This window comes from Noviherbaspirillum aridicola, assembly GCF_019656455.1.
GTDB lineage: Bacteria > Pseudomonadota > Gammaproteobacteria > Burkholderiales > Burkholderiaceae_D > Noviherbaspirillum > Noviherbaspirillum aridicola.
On the sequence record NZ_BPMK01000015.1, the window covers coordinates 72,961 to 93,241 of the forward strand.

At 65.1% G+C, this 20,281-nt stretch carries 21 protein-coding genes; 15 read left to right on the top strand and 6 right to left on the bottom strand.

The annotated features are described in order from the left end of the window. Window positions 1-219 precede the first annotated feature (219 nt). Both recX and recA read right to left on the bottom strand, forming a co-directional pair. Window positions 220-675: a recombination regulator RecX gene (recX, locus tag NCCP691_RS16395; RefSeq protein ID WP_220809638.1), complete on the bottom strand. Its 456-nt coding sequence runs from the start codon at window positions 673-675 to the stop codon at window positions 220-222. A 59-nt stretch (window positions 676-734) separates the two neighbouring features. Continuing rightward, window positions 735-1,781: a recombinase RecA gene (gene recA, locus NCCP691_RS16400; protein WP_220809639.1), complete on the bottom strand. Its 1,047-nt coding sequence runs from the start codon at window positions 1,779-1,781 to the stop codon at window positions 735-737. A 248-nt stretch (window positions 1,782-2,029) separates the two neighbouring features. On the opposite strand from recA, the gene NCCP691_RS16405 reads away from it, so the two are divergent. The 8 genes from NCCP691_RS16405 (at window position 2,030) to NCCP691_RS16440 (ending at window position 10,844) form a co-directional block, all read left to right on the top strand. After that, window positions 2,030-2,719 (top strand): response regulator transcription factor, encoded by a 690-nt coding sequence (locus NCCP691_RS16405; protein WP_220809640.1) that lies wholly within the window; start codon window positions 2,030-2,032, stop codon window positions 2,717-2,719. A gap of 30 nt (window positions 2,720-2,749) precedes the next feature. Continuing rightward, window positions 2,750-4,315, top strand: a complete 1,566-nt coding sequence (locus tag NCCP691_RS16410) for a sensor histidine kinase (RefSeq protein ID WP_373870367.1) — start codon at window positions 2,750-2,752, stop codon at window positions 4,313-4,315. Next, entirely contained in the window at window positions 4,315-4,590 is a 276-nt protein-coding gene (locus tag NCCP691_RS16415) for a DUF4212 domain-containing protein (protein ID WP_238482470.1), read from the top strand. Before NCCP691_RS16410 ends, NCCP691_RS16415 begins: the two co-directional genes overlap by 1 nt. After that, complete coding sequence (locus NCCP691_RS16420) at window positions 4,580-6,616, top strand: sodium:solute symporter family protein (protein WP_220809642.1); 2,037 nt, start codon at window positions 4,580-4,582, stop codon at window positions 6,614-6,616. The genes NCCP691_RS16415 and NCCP691_RS16420 overlap by 11 nt, the downstream gene beginning before the upstream one ends. 86 nt (window positions 6,617-6,702) lie before the next feature. Further along, window positions 6,703-8,118 carry a circularly permuted type 2 ATP-grasp protein gene (locus tag NCCP691_RS16425; RefSeq protein ID WP_220809643.1) on the top strand — a complete coding sequence of 472 codons (1,416 nt, stop codon included), beginning with the start codon at window positions 6,703-6,705 and terminating at the stop codon, window positions 8,116-8,118. Window position 8,119: 1 nt separating this feature from the next. Then, a complete protein-coding gene (locus tag NCCP691_RS16430; protein ID WP_220809644.1) occupies window positions 8,120-9,082 on the top strand; it encodes an alpha-E domain-containing protein in 963 nt (320 codons plus the stop codon). A 2-nt stretch (window positions 9,083-9,084) separates the two neighbouring features. Then, window positions 9,085-9,882, top strand: a complete 798-nt coding sequence (locus NCCP691_RS16435; RefSeq protein WP_220809688.1) for a transglutaminase family protein — start codon at window positions 9,085-9,087, stop codon at window positions 9,880-9,882. An 83-nt stretch (window positions 9,883-9,965) separates the two neighbouring features. Beyond that, a complete protein-coding gene (locus NCCP691_RS16440) occupies window positions 9,966-10,844 on the top strand; it encodes a proteasome-type protease (protein WP_220809645.1) in 879 nt (292 codons plus the stop codon). A gap of 48 nt (window positions 10,845-10,892) precedes the next feature. Here NCCP691_RS16440 and purM read toward each other — a convergent pair whose 3' ends face one another. Continuing rightward, window positions 10,893-11,936, bottom strand: a complete 1,044-nt coding sequence (gene purM, locus NCCP691_RS16445; protein ID WP_220809646.1) for a phosphoribosylformylglycinamidine cyclo-ligase — start codon at window positions 11,934-11,936, stop codon at window positions 10,893-10,895. Between the two features lie 156 nt (window positions 11,937-12,092). On the opposite strand from purM, the gene hda reads away from it, so the two are divergent. From hda to panB, 7 genes are read left to right on the top strand one after another with little or no spacing between them, the layout of a single operon-like run. Next, window positions 12,093-12,776, top strand: a complete 684-nt coding sequence (gene hda / locus NCCP691_RS16450) for a DnaA regulatory inactivator Hda (RefSeq protein ID WP_220809647.1) — start codon at window positions 12,093-12,095, stop codon at window positions 12,774-12,776. Next, window positions 12,773-13,441, top strand: a complete 669-nt coding sequence (locus NCCP691_RS16455) for a histidinol-phosphatase (protein ID WP_220809648.1) — start codon at window positions 12,773-12,775, stop codon at window positions 13,439-13,441. Before hda ends, NCCP691_RS16455 begins: the two co-directional genes overlap by 4 nt. Further along, complete coding sequence (gene pcnB, locus NCCP691_RS16460; protein WP_220809649.1) at window positions 13,438-14,823, top strand: polynucleotide adenylyltransferase PcnB; 1,386 nt, start codon at window positions 13,438-13,440, stop codon at window positions 14,821-14,823. The genes NCCP691_RS16455 and pcnB overlap by 4 nt, the downstream gene beginning before the upstream one ends. After that, window positions 14,820-15,305: a 2-amino-4-hydroxy-6-hydroxymethyldihydropteridine diphosphokinase gene (folK, locus tag NCCP691_RS16465; RefSeq protein WP_220809650.1), complete on the top strand. Its 486-nt coding sequence runs from the start codon at window positions 14,820-14,822 to the stop codon at window positions 15,303-15,305. Before pcnB ends, folK begins: the two co-directional genes overlap by 4 nt. 3 nt (window positions 15,306-15,308) lie before the next feature. Further along, on the top strand, window positions 15,309-15,656 hold the full coding sequence (locus tag NCCP691_RS16470) for a DMT family protein (protein WP_220809651.1): 348 nt from the start codon (window positions 15,309-15,311) through the stop codon (window positions 15,654-15,656). Further along, window positions 15,653-16,294 (top strand): deoxynucleoside kinase, encoded by a 642-nt coding sequence (locus NCCP691_RS16475; RefSeq protein ID WP_220809652.1) that lies wholly within the window; start codon window positions 15,653-15,655, stop codon window positions 16,292-16,294. Before NCCP691_RS16470 ends, NCCP691_RS16475 begins: the two co-directional genes overlap by 4 nt. Before the next feature lie 2 nt (window positions 16,295-16,296). Further along, window positions 16,297-17,127 (top strand): 3-methyl-2-oxobutanoate hydroxymethyltransferase, encoded by an 831-nt coding sequence (gene panB, locus NCCP691_RS16480; protein WP_220809653.1) that lies wholly within the window; start codon window positions 16,297-16,299, stop codon window positions 17,125-17,127. A gap of 42 nt (window positions 17,128-17,169) precedes the next feature. Here panB and can read toward each other — a convergent pair whose 3' ends face one another. The 3 genes from can to dnaJ form a co-directional block, all read right to left on the bottom strand. Further along, window positions 17,170-17,835 (bottom strand): carbonate dehydratase, encoded by a 666-nt coding sequence (gene can, locus NCCP691_RS16485; RefSeq protein WP_220809654.1) that lies wholly within the window; start codon window positions 17,833-17,835, stop codon window positions 17,170-17,172. A 94-nt stretch (window positions 17,836-17,929) separates the two neighbouring features. Continuing rightward, the gene (locus NCCP691_RS16490) at window positions 17,930-18,547 is read right to left on the bottom strand and encodes a chalcone isomerase family protein (protein WP_220809655.1); all 618 of its coding nucleotides are present in this window, start codon (window positions 18,545-18,547) and stop codon (window positions 17,930-17,932) included. Window positions 18,548-19,080: 533 nt separating this feature from the next. Next, the gene (gene dnaJ / locus NCCP691_RS16495; RefSeq protein ID WP_220809656.1) at window positions 19,081-20,211 is read right to left on the bottom strand and encodes a molecular chaperone DnaJ; all 1,131 of its coding nucleotides are present in this window, start codon (window positions 20,209-20,211) and stop codon (window positions 19,081-19,083) included. Between the last annotated feature and the right edge of the window lie 70 nt (window positions 20,212-20,281).

Genomic DNA, 20,281 nt, shown 5'->3' on the forward strand with positions numbered 1-20,281 from the left:
AGAGCCCCTTGCGGCGGTGGGGCATGCGTGGATGAGGTGCAATCGGGGCGGCGGCATTGGGCTGCGCCCGTCGGTACGCGCGCTTGCCCTGCCGTGCCGGATACGAGTCCGGGGCGCCCGGATTGCCGTGTGAAGATTCAGGAAGTACGAGGTGTCCGGCTGTAGTTGGCTGGCGGCTGGCGACTGCAGGCACATGGCCTGCGCCCGGGGCGCGACACGCTATTCGTCGGGATCAGGGGTGCCGCGCAGGGCGGCGCGGATTGCGGACTGCGAGAAACCGCGCTGTTGCAGAAATCGCATCTGCCTCGCGCGTGCGGCGGCGTCCGCCGGCGGGGCGCCGAACTTGCGGCGCCAGACGTCGATCGCACGTTCGGTTTCACTGGCGGAAAGCTCCGCCTTGATTTCCCCAAGCGCCTCGCCGTCGATGCCATGCGTCTGGAGTTCCGACAGGATGCGCTGGTTGCCGAAACGGGCGGACCGGCGGTGCACGAGAGATTCCGAAAAACGGGATTCGGAGAGGAATTTGGACGCTTCCAGCCAGTCGAGCAGGGCTTCCACGTCATCGCCCTCCTGGGCGTAGCGACCGAGCTTGCGTGCGAGCTCGATTCGGCTGTGTTCGCGGGCGGACAGATACTTCAGAGCCCGCGCCTTCAGACTCATTTGCGGTTTTGCCATGGTGATCCGAAAGCGCGGGCTCCCTCACGTGAAGTAATCGTTGCGGGGAGACCGCCTGCTTATTCCTGCGCTTCGGCAGCGACAGGCGGCAGTTCGGGCACGCCGAGCGAAGCGCGGACCTTGTTTTCGATCTCGCGCGCCAGCTCCGGATGCTCCTTCAGGTAGTTGCGCGCATTGTCCTTGCCCTGGCCGATACGTTCGCCGTTGTAGCTGTACCAGGCCCCGGACTTCTCGACCACCTTGGCTTCTGCCCCGAGGTCGAGGATCTCGCCTTCGCGGGAAGTGCCTTCCCCATACAGGATGTCGAAGTGCGCTTCCTTGAAGGGGGGCGCGACCTTGTTCTTGACGACCTTGACCTTGGTCTCGTTGCCGATGACTTCGTCGCCGGACTTGATCGAGCCGGTACGACGAATGTCGAGGCGCACCGATGCATAGAACTTCAGCGCATTGCCGCCGGTCGTGGTTTCCGGATTGCCGAACATGACACCGATCTTCATGCGGATCTGGTTGATGAAGATGACCAGGGTGTTGGTGCGGTTGATGCTGCCGGTGAGCTTGCGCAGCGCCTGCGACATCAGGCGGGCCTGCAGGCCGGGCAGCGAATCGCCCATGTCGCCTTCGATTTCCGCGCGCGGGGTCAGGGCTGCGACGGAGTCGACCACCACCAGGTCGACGCTGCCGGAACGCACCAGCGCGTCGCAGATTTCGAGCGCCTGCTCGCCGGTGTCGGGCTGGGAAATCAGGAGGTCGGACAGGTTGACGCCGAGCTTCTGGGCGTAGACGACGTCGAGCGCGTGCTCGGCGTCGATGAAGGCGCAGGTGCCGCCGAGCTTTTGCATTTCGGCGATGGCTTGCAGGGTCAGCGTGGTTTTACCCGAGGATTCCGGGCCGTAGATTTCCACGACACGGCCGCGCGGCAGGCCGCCGACGCCGAGCGCGATGTCGAGACCGAGCGAACCGGTGGATACGACCTGCACTTCTTCCGCGACCGCGCCGTCGACCATGCGCATCACGGCGCCCTTGCCGAACTGCTTTTCGATCTGCGCCAGTGCTGCGGCGAGCGCCTTGCTCTTTTCAGGATTCTGCGCGGATTTCTTGTCGTCCATGACTTGATCTTTCGTCGGTTGGAGGATGAATGGAGGGGCCGCGGCACCGGTGATGCCCGGGCGGCCAGGACTGCTTTTCACGTCACAGGCGGTACTGTATAAAAAAACAGTGGCTTGCGCAAGTGGGATTTTTCGGTGGTGTGGAGAATTTTGATTACCATGACGAGAGGCGCATCGCTGCCCGCCTTGCCGCTATGAAAAAAAGCCAATAGACTTAGCCCCCTTCCCTTTCCGACCGACTGCTCGCCATGCGGATCCTGCTCGCCGAAGACGATAGTGTACTAGCCGACGGCCTCACCCGCTCGCTGCGCCAGTCCGGCTACGCCACCGATTGCGTCAAGAACGGGCTGGAGGCCGACACCGCGCTCTCCACCCAGGACTTCGACCTCCTGATTCTCGATCTCGGACTGCCCAAGATGCCGGGCCTGGAAGTGCTGCGCCGGCTGCGCGCCCGCAACTCCCGGCTGCCGGTGCTGATCCTGACCGCCGCGGACTCGGTGGACGAGCGGGTCAAGGGGCTCGATCTCGGGGCCGACGACTACATGGCCAAGCCGTTCGCACTGTCGGAACTCGAAGCGCGGGTGCGCGCGCTCACCCGTCGCGGCGCTGGCGGCGGACCGACGGTGATCCGCCACGGCCCGCTGTCCTACGACCAGGTGGGGCGCATCGCCTACATGAACGACCAGATGCTCGACCTGTCGGCGCGCGAACTCGGCCTGCTGGAAGTGCTGCTGCAGCGCACCGGGCGGCTGGTGTCGAAGGAACAGCTGGTCGACCATCTGTGCGAATGGGGCGAGGAAGTCAGCAACAACGCCATCGAGGTCTATGTGCATCGCCTGCGCAAGAAGATCGAGTCCGGCGGGGTGCGCATCGCGACGGTGCGCGGGCTGGGCTACTGCCTCGAGAAGATCTCCGATGCCGGCCAGGCGGGCGCCTGAGGCAGGCGGCAGCGCCGCGCGCACCGGCCGATGCAGATGAACAGCCCCCGCGACCTCAACGCAGAGACCGGTCCGGCCGACGAGGCCGAGGATTTCGACGACTTCGCCGAGAGCTTCGCCACCAAGCCCGAGGAACGCATACAGCGCTCGCTGTTCGGCGAGATCCTCGACTGGATGCTGGTGCCGCTGCTGCTGCTGTGGCCGATGAGCATCGCCATCACCTATCTGGTCGCCAAGTCGATCGCCAACACCCCGTTCGACCGCGCGCTGGACGACAACGTGATCGTGGTCGCCCAGCAGGTGCGCATGGTCAACGGCAAGGTGGTGTCGCAGCTGTCCGGGGCGGCGCGCGACGTGCTGCGCGCCGACGACATCGACAATGTCTATTTCCAGGTGGTCGGGCCGCAGGGCGAGCATATCGACGGCGACCGCGACCTGCCGCCGCCGCCGCCGGTGGAAGACAAGGTGCTGGCGGGCTCGGTGCAGTTCCGCAACGACGTCATGCGCGGCGCCGACGTGCGCATCGCCTACACCTATCTCGACCTGCGCCGCAACCGCGGGCAGCGCGCCCAGGCCCAGGAGCCGCAGACCGTGCTGGTGCAGGTGGCCGAGACGCTGGACAAGCGCGCCCACCTCGCCAACGACATCATCAAGGGCGTGATCCTGCCGCAGTTCATCATCCTGCCGGTGGCGCTGGCCCTGGTCTGGTTCGCCCTCTCGCGCGGACTGTCGCCGCTGGCCGAACTGCAGGCGCGCATCCGGGCGCGCCGTCCCGACGACCTGAGTCCGATCGACTCCGGCCAGGTGCCGGAGGAAATCTCGCCGCTGGTGCGCTCCCTCAACGAGATGCTGGAGCGGCTGTCGCAGAGCATCGAGATGCAGAAGCGCTTCATCGCCGATGCCGCGCACCAGATGAAAACCCCGCTGGCCGGCATGCGGATGCAGTCGGAACTGGCCCTGCGGCAGACCAACCAGGAAGAGATCCATCGCTCGCTCGAACAGCTGTCGAAGAGTTCGCAGACGGCGACGCGCCTGGTCAACCAGCTGCTGGCGCTGGCGCGCGCGGAAAACCAGACGCCCGAGTCCAAGCCCTTCGTGCCGGTGGAGCTGTCCGAACTGGCGCGCAACGCGGTGCACGACTGGGTCCAGGCGTCTTTCGCGCATCGCATCGACCTCGGCTTCGAGCAGCCCGGCTATCCGATCATGGTCAACGGCAATCCGGTGATGCTGCGCGAGATGCTGAGCAACCTGATCGACAACGCGCTGCGCTACACGCCGGCCGGCGGCACCGTCACCGTGCGGGTGCGCGCAAACGCCGCCGACGAGCAGGCGATACTGGAGGTGGAGGACACCGGGCCGGGCATCCCGATGGCCGAGCGCGCCCATGTCTTCGAACGCTTCTACCGCATCCTCGGCAGTCATGTCGAAGGCAGCGGCCTGGGTCTTTCCATCGTGCGGGAGATCGCGCAGCAGCACGAGGCGACCATCGACATCTTCAGCAATCCGCACAGCCATGACCCGAAACTGCCGGGCTGCCTGATCCGCGTCACCCTGCGCATGGTGCAGCGGCCCGAATTCATCGAGGACATCGGCTGATGGACAAGGGACGCATGCTGACCCGCGCGGAATACTGGCAGCGCGCGCGCAGACTGACGCTGTGGCTGGTAGGCGTCTGGTTCCTGGCGACCTTCCTCACCATGTTCTTCGCGCGCGAACTGGCCGGCGTGACGCTGTTCGGCTGGCCCTTCCCGTTCTACATGGCAGGCCAGGGACTGACGCTGCTCTACCTGCTCATCGTCGCCGTCTACATCAAGCGCATGCAGAGCCTGGACAAAAAACTCAGAAAAGAGACAAAGGCCGATGTCAAATAGGGCATTCCATCGCAAGCTGGTCATCTATTACGGCTGGTACACCGCGGGCTTCGCGGTCTTCCTGGCGGCGCTTTCCATTCTTGAGAAGGAAGGCTTTCCGCGGGCATGGATAGGCTACATGTTCATGTTCTCGACCATCGTGCTGTACGCGGGCATCGGCGTGCTCAGCCGGACCTCGGACGTGCAGGAGTACTACGTCGCGGGCCGGCGCGTGCCCGCGCTGTTCAACGGGGCGGCGACGGCGGCGGACTGGATGTCGGCGGCGAGCTTCATCAGCCTGGCGGGCGGCCTGTATGTGATGGGCTTCGACGGGCTGGCCTACATCATCGGCTGGACCGGCGGCTACTGCCTGGTGGCGCTGCTGATCGCGCCCTATCTCAACAAGTTCGGCCAGTACACCATCCCCGATTTCCTCGCCGCCCGCTATTCGGGCCGCTACGGGGGAACCGTGGTGCGCGTGCTCGGGGTGGCGGCGACGGTGCTGGTGTCGTTTACCTACGTGGTGGCGCAGATCTACGGCGTCGGCCTGATCACCTCGCGCTTCACCGGCGTCGATTTCTCGGTCGGCATCTTCCTCGGACTGGCGAGCATCCTGGTCTGCTCCTTCCTCGGCGGCATGCGGGCCATCACCTGGACCCAGGTGGCGCAGTACATCATCATCATCATCGCCTACATGATCCCGGTGAGCTGGCTGGCGGTGAAGCACACCGGGAACCCGGTGCCGCAACTCGCCTACGGCAGCGCGCTGCACAAGCTGAGCGAGCGCGAACAGGAGATCAACAAGGACCTGATGGAGCAGCAGGTGCGCGCGATCTTCCGCCAGCGCGCGGAGGAATACGAAGCCCGAATCAGGGCGCTGCCGAAATCCTGGGAGGAAGGCCTGACCGAGATGCAGCGGGAGGTCGACGACCTCAAGCGCAGCAATGCCACCCTCATCGAAATCAAGGCCGCCAGCCGCACGCTGGCCGCCTATCCGAAGGACGTGGCCGAGGCCCGGCGCCGATGGGCCGAGGAGCGCGACTACAACCTGTCGCGGGCCGAACCCCTGGTGCCGCACGAAACCCCCTTCCCCGGCAAGACGAAGGAAGCCTCCGACGCCAAGCGCAACAACTTCCTTGCGCTCGTGCTGTGCCTGATGATGGGCACGGCGGCGCTGCCGCACATCCTGGTGCGCTTCTACACCACGCCCACCGTCCGCGAAACCCGAAGATCGGTGTTCTGGACGCTGTTCTTCATCATGCTGCTCTACATCACCGTGCCCTCGCTGGCGGTGCTGGTGAAGTACGACATCTATTCCTCGCTGGTCGGCAGTTCCTTCTCCAAGCTGCCGGCCTGGGTGTCGTACTGGGCCAGCATCGACAAGATCAACCCGCTGGTGGCCATCACCGATCTCAACAAGGACGGCATCGTGCAGCTGGCGGAGATCGTGATGGACGGCGACATCGTAGTGCTGGCCACGCCGGAAATCGCCGGCCTGCCCTATGTGATTTCCGGGCTGGTGGCGGCGGGCGGGCTGGCGGCGGCGCTGTCGACCGCGGACGGACTGCTGCTGACGATTTCCAACGCGCTCTCGCACGACATTTATTACAAGACGGTCGACCCGCATGCCTCCACACAGAAGCGGGTCACGATTTCCAAGCTGCTGCTGCTGGTGGTGGCGCTGGTCGCCGCCTATGCCGCCTCGCTCAAGCCCGGCGACATCCTCTCCATGGTCGGCGCGGCTTTTTCGCTGGCGGCGTCGACGCTGTTCCCCGCCCTGGTTTTGGGCGTTTTCTGGAAACGTGCGAACCAGCAAGGTGCGATCGCCGGCATGCTCGTGGGCTTTTCGATTTGCGTCTACTACATGATCCGCACCTATCCGGCGCTCGGCGGCGCGGCGGAAAACCAGTGGCTCTCGATCGCGCCGATCTCGGCCGGGGTGTTCGGCGTGCCCGCCGGCTTCCTGGCGATCGCCGTCGTCAGCCTCCTGACCGCGCCGCCGGGAAGGCGCGCGGCCGCCCTGGTCGACCACATCCGGATGCCGTAACAGATCAATGCTGACTGGCACGCTTCTTGTTACAACTGCGTGAACGTGGCCAGGCGCCTGCCGGGCACGCAGAATGAAAACACATCATGCCCAAATTTTTTGACGAGATGTATGCCGACGGCGACGGCACGGTTCGCCCGCATTACCGCGAGTTTGAAGCCTGGCTGGCGCAGCAGCCGCCCGAACTGATCGAGCGAAAGCGCGCCGAGGCCGACCTGATCTTCCGGCGCGTAGGAATTACCTTCGCCGTGTATGGGGACGATGCCGGCACCGAGCGGCTGATCCCCTTCGATATCGTGCCCCGCATTCTGCCGGCCCATGAATGGGCGCAGCTGGAGGCCGGGCTGGTGCAGCGCGTGAAGGCGCTGAACATGTTCATCCACGACATCTACCACGAGCAGAACATCGTGAAGGCGGGCGTGATCCCGGCCGAGCAGATTTTCCGCAACGGCCAGTACCGGCCGGAGATGCAGGGCATCTCGGTAGCCTCGGACATCTATGCGCATATCGCCGGCATCGACATCGTGCGCGCCGGCGAGGGCGAATTCTATGTCCTCGAAGACAATCTGCGCGTGCCCTCGGGCGTGTCCTACATGCTGGAAGACCGCAAGATGATGATGCGGCTCTTCCCCGAACTGTTCTCGCGCTACAAGGTGGCGCCGGTCGCGCATTATCCGGACATGTTGCTTGACAACCTGCGGTCGGTGGCACCGGTCGGGGTGGACGATCCGACGGTGGTGGTCATGACTCCCGGTATGTACAACTCCGCCTATTTCGAACATGCATTCCTTGCGCAGCAGATGGGTGTGGAACTGGTGGAAGGGCAGGATCTGTTCGTCAGCGACAACTCGGTCTACATGCGCACCACGCGCGGACCGAAACGGGTGGATGTGATCTACCGCCGCATCGACGACGACTTCCTCGATCCGCTCGCTTTCCGCCCCGATTCCTCGCTCGGCGTGCCGGGCCTGCTGTCCGTCTACCGCTCGGGCCGGGTGACGCTGGCCAATGCCATCGGCACCGGCGTGGCCGACGACAAGTCGATTTATCCCTTCGTGCCCGACATGATCAGGTTCTACCTGTCGGAGCAGCCGATCCTGAACAACGTGCCCACCTACCAGTGCCGGCGCAAGGAAGACCTCGACTACACGCTGGCCAATCTTGCGCAACTCGTGGTGAAGGAAGTCCACGGCGCGGGCGGCTACGGCATGCTGGTCGGCCCGGCATCCACGACGGCAGAGATCGAAGCCTTCCGCCAGCGCGTGCTGGCCAGGCCCGACGGCTACATCGCGCAGCCGACCCTGGCCCTGTCGGCCTGCCCCACCTTCGTGGAGGCCGGCATCGCCCCGCGCCATATCGACCTGAGGCCCTTCGTCCTGTCGGGCGAGACGATCTCGATGGTCAAGGGCGGCCTGACGCGGGTCGCGCTGCGGGAAGGCTCGCTGGTGGTGAACTCGTCGCAGGGCGGCGGCACCAAGGACACCTGGATACTGGAGAAATGAGATGCTGAGCCGCACCGCAGACCACCTGTTCTGGATGGCCCGCTATACCGAGCGTGCCGAGAACACCGCCCGCATGCTCGACGTCAACGTGCAGACCGCGCTGCTGCCGCAATCGGCCCATGCGGCCGAGCAAGGCTGGCGCGCCATGCTCGGAATATCGGAACTGATGGACGCCTTCGACCACAAATACGCGTTGCTCACACCCCGCGACGTGCTCGACTTCATGGTGCGCGATCCCGACAATCCCTCATCCATCGCTTCCTGCCTCACCCAGGCACGGGAAAACGCCCGCGCGGTGCGCGGCGTGCTGACCACCGAGGCCTGGGAAACCCAGAACCTGACCTGGCTGGACATGCAGGGCAAGCTGCGCAGCGGCCTGCTCGAGCGCGACCCGAGCCAGTTCTTCGAGTGGGTCAAGTATCGCTCCCACCTGTCGCGCGGCGTGACCATCGGCACCATGCTCAAGGACGAAGCCTTCCATTTCATCCGTCTGGGCACCTTTCTCGAGCGCGCGGACAACACCGCCCGCATACTCGACGTCAAGTTTCATGGCGCCAACGGGCACGAGGGCGGGGAAATTCATCCTGACGACGACGAACAGCTGGATTTCTACTACTGGGCGGCCATCCTGCGGTCGGTATCCGCCTTCGAGATCTACCGCAAGGCCTACCGCGACGTGATCACGCCCGAGCGGGTCGCGGAACTGCTGATGCTGCGCGCCGACATGCCGCGCTCGCTGCTCGCCTGCATGGAGGAAGTCGTGATCAATCTGCAGCAGGTGCGCAACGACGTGTCGGCCGATACCGAGCGTTTTGCCGGACGGCTGCACGCCGAACTCAAGTTCGCCAATATCGGCGAGATCCTCGAGGGCGGCCTGCACGACTACCTGACGCGCTTCCTGGAGCGGATCTACGAGCTCGGCAATCGCGTCAGCCGGGACTTCCTCGTGCCGCTGGCCGCATGACGATGAGACTCGTCATCGAACACAGCACGGTGTACCGCTACACCGTGCCCCAGACCTACACCATCCAGCAGCTGCGCCTGACGCCGCGCAAGGAGCCGCACCAGCAGGTGCTGTCCTGGCAGATCGCCTCGCCCGGCCAGCGGCATGCGCTGGTCGATGCCTTCGGCAACGAAAGCCACATGCTCACGCTCGCCGGCCCGCACACCGAGGTACGCATCGTGGCGTCAGGCTCGGTCGAGGTGGAACCGCCGCCGGGCGGTCGCCTGGCCGACGCCGGGCCGCTGTCGCCGCTGGTGTTTACCGTGCCGACGCGCTTCACCCAGCCGGACGACGCCATCATCGAATTCGCCTGGCGCCACCTGCCCCGCAACCCCGGCAGCCACCAGCTGCTGGCACTGGCGGACGCGCTGGCGGGCACGGTCAGCTACCAGCCCGGCGCGACCGCGGTCAGCACCACCGCGGCCGACGCCATGCGCCTGCGCCAGGGGGTCTGCCAGGACCAGGCACATCTTTTCCTGGCCTGCTGCCATGCGCTGGGCATACCGGGGCGCTATGTCTCCGGCTACATCTACCCCGGCGACCAGCCGCACGCGGCCAGCCACGCCTGGGTCGACGTGTGGGCAGAGGAACCGGGCTTCGCGGGCTGGGTCAGCATCGATGTCACCCATACCCGCTTCGCCGACGCCAGCCTGTGCCGGCTGGCGATCGGACGCGACTATGAATCGGCGGCCCCGATCCGCGGCGTGCGGCGCGGCGGCGGGGCCGAAACCATGGAAGTGAAGGTGGATGTGACACACTGAACGGCAACGCTATCTCTTTCCTTTTGGAATGGCGGCTGTCCTGTAAAATCCGCCTTTTCAATCTTTCGCCTGTATTCGCGATCATGACTTACTGTGTCGCCATGCGCGTTGAAAGCGGCCTGGTCTTCCTGTCCGACTCGCGCACCAATGCCGGAGTGGACCAGGTCAGCACCTTCCGCAAGATGACGGTCTACGAAAACCCCGGCGACCGCATGCTGGTGCTCATGACCGCGGGGAATTTGTCGATTTCCCAATCGGTGCGGCAGCTCATCGCCGAACGCATCAACGACAGCGGCCGGAACATCTGGAACGCGGCCACCATGCATGAAGCGGCGCAGGTGGTCGGCGACGCGGTGCGCGCGGTGTATGAGCGCGACGCCCGCGCGCTGCGCGAGTTCGGCATCGATTTCAATATCAGCATCATCTTCGGCGGGCAGATCCGCGGCGAGCGCAGCCGGCTGTTCCAGGTCTACGCGGCCGGCAACTTCATCGAATCGCACGACGAGGCGCTCTACTTCCAGATCGGCGAGGCCAAGTACGGCAAGCCGATCATCGACCGGGTGCTCACCCGCGCCACATCGCTCGACGAGGCGGCGAAATGCGCGCTGGTGTCGATGGATTCGACGCTGCGCTCCAACATCTCCTGCGGATTGCCCCTTGACCTGCTGATTTACGAAAACGACAAGCTCGCGGTCAGCCGTTTCGTCAACATCGATGAGAAGAACCAGTATTTCCAGATGATCCGCAGCAGCTGGGGCCAGCAGCTCAAGCGGATTTTCGAGGGTATCGCCGACCCGGTCTGGAATGCGACGTCCGAGTCGGAGGCCAACGCGCTGGCGACCGCCGGCGGCCGCGCGGAGCCGCTGCGGGTGGCGCCGCCGCAGAGCATGCTGCGGCCCGACGCCCATCCCGCGCCGCCGCAGACGCTGGCGCAGCAGACTCCCGACCGCCAGCAAGGCTGAAAAAAAACGGCTGCCAGTTGGCAGCCGATTTCTCTAGCATCGTTGCGATCAGACCACGATGGTCTGTGCCTCGCCTGCCTGGCGCTCGCGGATTTCGCCGATCCGGTAAACCGTCTCGCCCGCCGCCTGCAGCTGCGCCATGGCGGCGTCCGCATTGTCGCGCGACACGATCACCACCATGCCGATGCCGCAGTTGAAGACGCGGTGCATTTCCGCATCGGCCACGTTGCCGTGCTGCTGCAGCCAGGTAAACAGCGGCGGCATGGTCCATGCATCGCGCTGCAGGACTGCGCTCAGGCCGTCGCCCAGCACGCGCGGCACGTTTTCGACGAGGCCGCCGCCCGTGATGTGCGCCATGCCCTTGACCTCGAGGCTGTTCATCAGCGCCAGCAGCGGCTTGACGTAGATGCGGGTCGGCGCCATCAGCACCTCCGACAGTGGCCTGCCGTGGAAATCGGCCTGCAGGTCGGGCCTGGCGACCTCGATGATCTTGCGTACCAGCGAATAGCCGTTCGAGTGGGCGCCGGACGAGGCCAGGCCGAGCACCACATCGCCGGGAACGATCTTGCTGCCGTCGATGATCCTGGATTTTTCCACCGCGCCGACCGCAAAGCCGGCCAGGTCGTATTCGCCGTCCGGATACATGCTCGGCATTTCCGCGGTTTCGCCGCCGATCAGCGCGCAACCGGCCTGTTCGCAACCCTGGGCGATGCCCTTGATCACGTCGGTGGCCGCCGCCACGTTCAGCTTGCCGCAGGCGAAATAGTCGAGGAAGAACAGCGGCTCGGCGCCCTGCACCAGGATGTCGTTGACGCTCATGGCCACCAAGTCGATGCCGACCGTGTCATGCTTGTTCAGATGGAAAGCCAGCTTCAGCTTGGTGCCCACGCCGTCGGTGCCGGAAACCAGCACCGGTTCCTTGTACTTCTTGCCGATCTCGAACAGCGCGCCGAAGCCGCCGATACCGCCGAGCACGCCTTCGCGCATGGTGCGCTTGGCAAAGGGTTTGATGGCTTCGACCAGGGCGTCGCCCGCTTCGATGTCGACACCGGCGTCGCGGTAGGAGAGGGAGGCGTTGGAGTTGGAACTCATGATCAGGAAAATAGGTGCAGAGGCGGTAAAATAGGCGTTTTCGCGCCGAAACCGGCGGCCAAACCGCTATTTTAACAAACCGATCCGTCCAGCTTCCCGGCACATGCCATTTTCTTTTACACGCCAGCATCGGCAGCATTCCCGCCCACGTCAGTCATGAGGCAACTGGTGCTCGACCTGGGCGCGGCCAAGCCGCAGACCCTTGAGAATTTCATCGTCGGACAGAACCGCGAGCTGCTGCAGCTGCTGCAGGACTACCTGCCGGCCGCGCGCCAGCCGCGCGAGCCCTTCGTCTACCTGTGGGGCGAGGCCGGCGCCGGCAAGACCCATCTGCTGCGTGCGCTCGCGACCGCTCCCGGCAGCCGCTACCTGCCGGCCGACGCCGGCGAGGACGCCTGGCGCTATGACAGCGAGATCCGGCTCTACCTGGTGGACGATTGCCAGGCCCTGTCGGCGGACGCCCAGATCGCGGTGTTCGCGCTGTTCAACCAGATCCGCGAAAACGGCGGCGCCATGGTCAGCGCCGGCGATGCCGCGCCGGCCGCGCTGGCGCTGCGGGAAGACTTGCGCACGCGGCTCGGCTGGGGGCTGATCTACCAGGTGCACGGCCTGAGCGACGACGAAAAGATCGCCGCCCTCACCCGCGCCGCCGAGTCGCGGGGCATCAGCCTGTCGGCCGGCGTGTTACCCTACCTGATTACCCATTTCCGCCGCGACATGCCGTCACTGTCGGCCATGCTCGACGCGCTCGACAAATATTCGCTGGAAACGCAGCGGCCGATCACGCTGCCGCTGCTGCGCAGCCTGCTGCAACTGGAAGCCGAAACCAAGACACGATGAACCTCGCCCTGTTCGATCTCGACCATACGCTCATCCCGCTGGACTCCGACTATGAATGGGGCCAGTTCCTGGTGCGCATCGGCGCCGTCGATCCGGAGGATTTCGCCCGCCGCAACGCCGCCTTCTACGCGCAGTACGAAGCCGGCACGCTCGACCCGGTCGAATACCTCGAATTCGCGCTCGGCACGCTGGCCCGCTTCCCGCGCAGCCAGCTCGACGCCTGGCACGGCCGGTTCATGGACGAAGTCATCCGGCCCGCCCTGCGCCAGTCCGCCCTCGACCTCCTCCGGCGTCACCAGGACGAAGGCGACCTGATCGCCATCATCACCGCCACCAACCGCTTCGTGACCGAACCCATCGCCCGCGCGCTCGGCGTCGACAACCTGATCGCCGCCGAGCCCGAGCTCGACGCGCAAGGAGAAATCACCGGCAAGCTGCGCGGCATTCCGACCTCGGGCCCCGGCAAGGTCATCCATGCCAACGACTGGCTCGCGACGCGCGGCAAGACCCTGCGGGATTTCGGCCGCAGCTATTTTTACAGCGATTCCCAGAACGATATTCCGCTGCTGTCGGCAGTCACCCATCCCGTCGCCACCAATCCGAACGCCCTGCTGCGGGCGCACGCGCTGGCGCAGGGCTGGCCCATCCTGAATCTGTTCGAATGATCAAGAAATTCATCAAGCGCATTTTCGGCGCCAAGAACCCCGCGGCCGCGGCTGCAATGCCCGTCATGCCCGTCACCCTGGGCGCCCAGGAACACAAGATCAATCCGCAGCTGGTGTCGTCCAACGCGGTGCGCGTCACGCAGACGCTGCAGGAGGCGGGCTTCAAGGCCTTCGTCGTCGGCGGCGCGGTACGCGACCTGCTGCTCGGCGTCAAGCCCAAGGACTTCGACGTCGCCACCAACGCCACGCCGGAACAGGTCAAGCGCCTGTTCCGCCGGGCCTTCATCATCGGCCGCCGCTTCCAGATCGTGCACGTGGTGTTCGGCCAGGAGATCATCGAGGTCACCACCTTCCGCGGCGCCTCGGCCGACAGCGCGCCCAAGGACGAGCATGGCCGCGTCCTGCGCGACAACACCTTCGGCGAGCAGCACGAGGACGCGGCGCGCCGCGACTTCACCATCAACGCGATGTACTACGACCCGGCCAGCCAGGTCGTGCTCGACTACCACAACGGCATCGCCGACATACGCAGCAAGACGCTGCGCATCATCGGCGTGCCGGAGGCCCGCTACCGGGAAGACCCGGTGCGCCTGCTGCGCGTGGTGCGCTTCGCCGCCAAGCTCGGATTCTCCATCGACCCCGCCACCCGCGAGCCGATACAGGTCATGGCGCCGTTGATCAACAACGTGCCGGCGGCGCGCGTCTTCGATGAAATGCTCAAGCTGCTGCTGAGCGGCCACGCGCTGGCCTGCCTGCGGCAGTTGCGCCAGGAAGGCCTGCACCACGGCCTGCTGCCGCTGCTGGACGTCGTGCTCGAACAGCCGCTGGGCGAGAAATTCGTCACCCTCGCGCTGTCGAGCACGGATGAACGGGTGCGCGAAGGCAAGGGCGTGTCGCCCGGTTTCCTGTTCGCCTCCCTGCTCTGGCACCAGGTGCTGGAAAAATGGAACGCCTACCAGGCCTCGGGCGAATTCCCGATCCCTGCCCTGCACCTGGCGGCGGACGACGTGCTCAACACCCAGACCGAAAAGCTGGCCCTGCAGCGCCGGATCGCCACCGACATGCGCGACATCTGGGCCATGCAGCCGCGTTTCGAGCGCCGCACCGGCAAGTCGCCGTACAAGCTGCTCGAACATCCGCGCATGCGCGCCGGTTACGATTTCCTGATGCTGCGTTGCGCCTCCGGCGAACTCGATGCCGAGCTCGGCGAGTGGTGGACGGAGTTCATCGCCGCCGACGGCGCCGAGCGCGAATCGCTGCTGCAGCGCAAGCCGAAGACGGAGGGCGACGCACCCGCCAAGAAGCGCCGCCGCCGCAAGAAGCGCAAGAGCCCGGATGAATCCGGCGCGGCCGCCGAGCCGACGACGGAAAGCGGGACATGACCGGCGGGACGACTGCCTGCTATATCGGCATCGGTGCCAACCTCGGCGATGCGCAGGAGAGCGTCAGACTCGCCGTCGCCCGCCTGGACAAGCTTCCCGACACCCGCCTCGACGCCTGCTCCAGCCTGTTTCGCACCGCGCCCGTCGATGCCGGCGGCGACGACTATGTGAATGCCGTCGCCCGCATCCGGACCGCGCTGGAACCGCCGGCCCTGCTGCAGGCGCTGCATGACATCGAGCACGAGTTCGGCCGCGAGCGCAGTTTTCGCAACGCGCCGCGTACCCTGGACCTCGACCTGCTGCTGTACGGCGCGCGGGTGCTCGACCTGCCCGACCTGACCGTGCCGCACCCGCGCATGCACGAGCGCGCCTTCGTGCTGATCCCGCTGCTGCAGCTGGATCCCTTCATCGACATTCCGGGGCGCGGCCCCGCCCATGCCTTCGCGCCGGCGGTCGCCGGCCAGGCGATACAAAAACTGTAGCGCATGCAAATACCCGTCATTGTCCAGACCGTTGGCCTGCTGGCCCTGTCCAACGTGTTCATGACCATCGCCTGGTACGGCCACCTGAAAAACCTGTCCTCCAAGCCGTGGTGGATCGCCGCCATCGTGAGCTGGAGCATCGCGCTGTTCGAATACCTGCTGCAGGTGCCGGCCAACCGCATCGGCTATACCGAGTACAGCCTGGCGCAGCTGAAGATCCTGCAGGAGGTGCTCACGCTCGCGGTGTTCGTGCCGTTTGCGATGTTCTACATGAACCAGCCGTTCAAGCTGGACTACGTCTGGGCCGCCCTCTGTCTCGTGGGCGCCGTCTACTTCATCTTCCGCGCATGAATCTGAAAAACTACCAGTACATCGTGGTCGAAGGACCGATCGGCGCGGGCAAGACCACCCTCGCCCGCCGCCTTACCGAAAGCCTGCAGGCGCATCCGCTGCTCGAACTGCCCGAGGAAAATCCCTTCCTCGAAAAGTTCTATCGCGACCCCGCCCGCTACGCGCTGCAGACGCAGATGTTTTTTCTTTTCCAGCGCATGGGACAGCTGCGCGAACTGGCGCAGACCGATCTTTTCAAGACGCGCGTGGTGTCCGACTTCCTGCTGGAGAAGGACCCGATCTTCGCGCGCATCACGCTCAGCGACGACGAATTCAAGCTCTACCAGCAGCTCTACGACCATGTGCGCCCGCAGGCGCCCGTGCCCGACCTGGTGATCTATCTGCAGGCGCAGCCCGAGACCCTGGTCGAGCGCATCCGCAAGCGCGGCGTGGCGATGGAGAGCGGCATTTCGGAGCAGTACCTGTTCCGCCTGTGTGAAAGTTACAGCCGATTCTTTTATCATTACGACGCCGCGCCGCTGCTGACGGTGAACACCGAACACCTGAATCCGGTTGCGCGCGACGAAGACTACCAGCTGCTCTTGAAGCACATCGAGAACATGCGCGGCAAGCGGGAATACTTCAACCTTGGGGAATGATGATGGCGGGATATCTGCAGGATGCCGAGTCGACGGCGCGCAGCAAGGCGGTAACGGTGCCGGCGCTGCTGGCCATGCGCCAGGCCGGCGAAAAGATCGCGATGCTGACCTGTTACGACTCCAGCTTCGCGGCCCTGATGGACCGCTGCGGCGTGGACGTGCTGCTGGTCGGCGATTCGCTCGGCAATGTGTGCCAGGGCCATAGCTCCACCCTGCCCGTCACGCTGGCGGACATCGCCTATCACACTGCCTGCGTGGCACGCGGAAACCAGACCGCGCTGCTGATCGCCGACATGCCCTTCGGCACCTACGCCACGCCGCAGGCCGCGTTCGACAACGCGGTCAGGCTGATGCAGGCCGGCGCGCAAATGGTCAAGATCGAAGGCGGCGAGTGGCTCAGCGAAACCGTGCGCTTCCTCACTGACCGCGCGATTCCCGTCTGCGCCCATCTCGGCCTGACGCCGCAGTCGGTGCATCAGCTCGGCGGCTTCAAGGTGCAGGGCAAGACGACCGAGGCGGCCGACCGCCTCAAGAGCGACGCGTTGTCGCTGCAGGTCGCCGGCGCCTCCATGCTGGTGCTGGAGGCGATTCCCAGCGCGCTCGGCAAGGAAGTCACCGACAAGCTCACGATCCCGACCATCGGCATCGGTGCCGGGCCGGACTGCGCCGGCCAGGTGCTGGTCATGCACGACATGCTCGGCGTTTTCCCCGGCCGCAAGGCGCGCTTCGTGAAGAATTTCATGGAAGGCGAAACCAGCATCGACGCGGCGGTGCGCGCCTACATCCGGGCGGTCAAGGACAAGTCCTTCCCCGGTCCCGAGCACTGCTTCTGAGCGCCGGCCGGCAAAACAAAGGGACGCCGCGGCGTCCCTTTTTCATTCGTATGCGGCCAGGCTCGCAGGCATCCTGCGCGCGAGTTCCTCCGCGCTGCCGACGGTGAGACCGAGATCGCGCAGCCGGCCGTCCTTCAGCCCATAGATCCAGCCGTGGATGGTGAGCGGCTGCCCCCGCTCCCAGGCGTCCTGCACGATCGTGGTCTGGCACACGTTGACCACCTGCTCCAGCACATTGAGTTCGCACAGGCGGTCCTGCCGCGTGCCGTTCGGCAGCGTATCGCCGAGATAGCGTTCATGCTTCTGGTGCACGTCCTGCACGTGCCGCAGCCAGTTGTCCGCCAGGCCGACCCGGCGCCGGGCAAGCGCCGCGTGCACGCCGGAGCAGCCGTAATGGCCGCACACGATCACATGCTTCACGCCGAGGACCTCGATCGCGAACTGCAGCACCGACAGGCAGTTCAGATCGGTGTGCACGACCACGTTGGCGATATTGCGGTGGACGAACAGCTCTCCCGGTTGCAGGCCGACGATTTCATTGGCCGGCACCCGGCTGTCGGCGCAGCCTATCCAGAGATACTCGGGCGACTGCTGGCCTGCGAGGCGCCGGAAAAAGTCCGGGTCGCCGGCCACGCGTGCCTCGGCCCAGTTCCGGTTGTTTTCAAACAGGCTTTCCAGTGCCCGGCTGTCGTTGCTGGCGTCGCTCATCGGTGTCGGAATCGGTGGGTGAAGCCGCGCGGCGGCGGCGCCCCCTGTCAGGGGCAGGCCGCATTATACCGATGCCAACTTCCGCGAAAGCCGCTCAGGAACTGCCGCGCGCGCCGGGCGCGTCCTCCGGCGCGCCGAGCAGCGCAGGCTTGAGGCGGCTGTCGATCGGCTTGTCGCCCAGCCAGATCCGCAGGATGGCGTTATAGAAGGAGGCATCCGGAAGCACCTCCGATATCTTCCGGCCGTTCAGGTGGATCAGGGTACCGGAGCCGGGCACCCAGTCGACGGTGAGCATGTCGCCCTTCTTCAGCTCGGGTATCGCCGCGAATATCTCGCCGAACTTCTGCAGCTGCGCGACCAGCTTGGCGGTCTCGTTACGGTCGCTGTTCTGGGTGATGCCGCTCATGAAGCCGCGTCCGAATTCCTCGTTGCTGACATCGCGCAGCATCACGATGCTCACCCGCTTCGCGCCCGGCGCGGCCAGCACCGCCGGCACCGTGGTCTTCTTTTCCGCGAGATAGAGACCGGCGACATAGACCTTGAAGATCGCCTTGTAGCGGATGCCGGCACCGTTGAGCCGCAGATCCTCGTTGGCCACCCTCACCGCGTCGTCCAGGCGGACACCGGCGATTTCCGCCGCAAAGCCGCTACCCGCGGCAAGCAGCAGGGCAATTGCCATGCCGCGTCGTACCAGACGCATGCGCTTATTCATCTCCCCTCCCCGGCTTTTCCAGCCTGTGTATTAGAGACTGCCATTATCGGGAGAAAAGCTAGAGAAAAAATTCTAAAAGGGAGAATGAAAAAAACTCCCGGCACCGGGGTGCAGGGGTTTCCAGGACTATTGAGCCGGTTATCGGTTGGCCGGTGTATGCCGAGGTGCGCCTGCCCAAGCTGTGGATGTAACCCAAGGCGTCCAGATCAACCCTGCCCGCAGCGTCCACGCGCGTGCTTCGATATGAGCCCGCTTCCGGGAAGGCAGCACGGTTTCACGCCCAAACGGCACGCTCACCACCGGTCGATTTAGGACCAGCGAGCATTTTTGCGTCTTACTCTGCTTGCTTCAAAGTGAGTGCCCACAGCGCGCCACTTTGACTACCGCTTCGCGCGAACCACATGGCTGCAAAGGAGCATATCGTTGCCCACGTTTTCCGTGAGACGGGATTGCCGAAGTTCGGCATTACCGATAAAAAAAGCCGCTGATCTTTCGATCAGCGGCTTCTTGCACGTGACGTCGGTGCCTGGCGGTTACTCGAAAAATTCCTTTACCTTGTCACGCCATGACTTGCTTTGCGGGCTGTGCTTCGACCCGCCGGCGTTGGTGAGCTTCTCGAATTCCTGCAGCAGTTCCTTCTGGCGCTCGGTCAGCTTGACCGGCGTCTCCACCACGACATGGCAGAACAAGTCGCCGGCGTAGCCGGAACGCACGCCCTTGATGCCCTTGCCCCGCAGGCGGAAGGTCTTGCCCGATTGCGTACCCTCGGGCAGCGTGAAGGATGCCTTGCCGTTGAGCGTCGGTACTTCCACCTCTCCGCCCAGCGCCGCCTTGGCGAAAGAAACGGGGATCTCGCAATGCAGGTCGTCGCCGTCGCGCTGGAATACCGGGTGCGGCTTGATGCGGATCTCCACATAGAGGTCGCCCGGCGGGCCGCCGTTCATGCCCGGCTCGCCGTTGCCGGACGAGCGGATGCGCATGCCGTCGTCGATGCCGGCCGGGATCTTCACCTCCAGCGTCTTGGTGCGCTTGATGCGTCCCGCGCCGCTGCAGGTCGAGCAGGGATTGGGGATGATTTTCCCGGTGCCGTGGCACTTGGGGCAGGTCTGCTGGATGCTGAAGAAACCCTGCTGCATGCGCACCTGGCCCTGCCCCGCGCAGGTCGGGCAGGTCGTCGGCTGGGTGCCAGGCTTGGCGCCCGAACCATGGCAGGTGTCGCACTCATCCCAGGAGGGCACGCGGATCGTGGTGTCGTAACCGTGCGCGGCCTGTTCCAGCGAAATCTCGAGGTTGTAGCGCAGGTCCGCACCGCGGTAGACCTGCGGGCCGCTGCGCCCGCCGGTGCGCGCGCCGTGTCCGAAGATGTCGCCGAAGATGTCGCCGAAGGCATCCCCGAAGCCGCCGAAACCTCCCGCGCCCGCGCCGGCGCCCATGTTGGGGTCGACGCCGGCATGGCCGTAACGGTCGTAGGCCTCGCGCTTGGCCGGGTCTGACAGCATTTCATAGGCTTCCTTGGCTTCCTTGAAGCTGTCCTCGGCGGCCTTGCTGTCCGGATTGCGGTCCGGATGGTATTTCATCGCGAGCTTGCGATACGCCTTCTTGATCTCTTCTTCCGAGGCGTTCTTCGCTACGCCCAGCACTTCGTAGTAATCACGCTTTGCCATATTGTCGGCACCTTCTGTATAAGCGAAAACGCCGAGCCGAGGATCGCCAGACGATCGCTACGACTCGGCG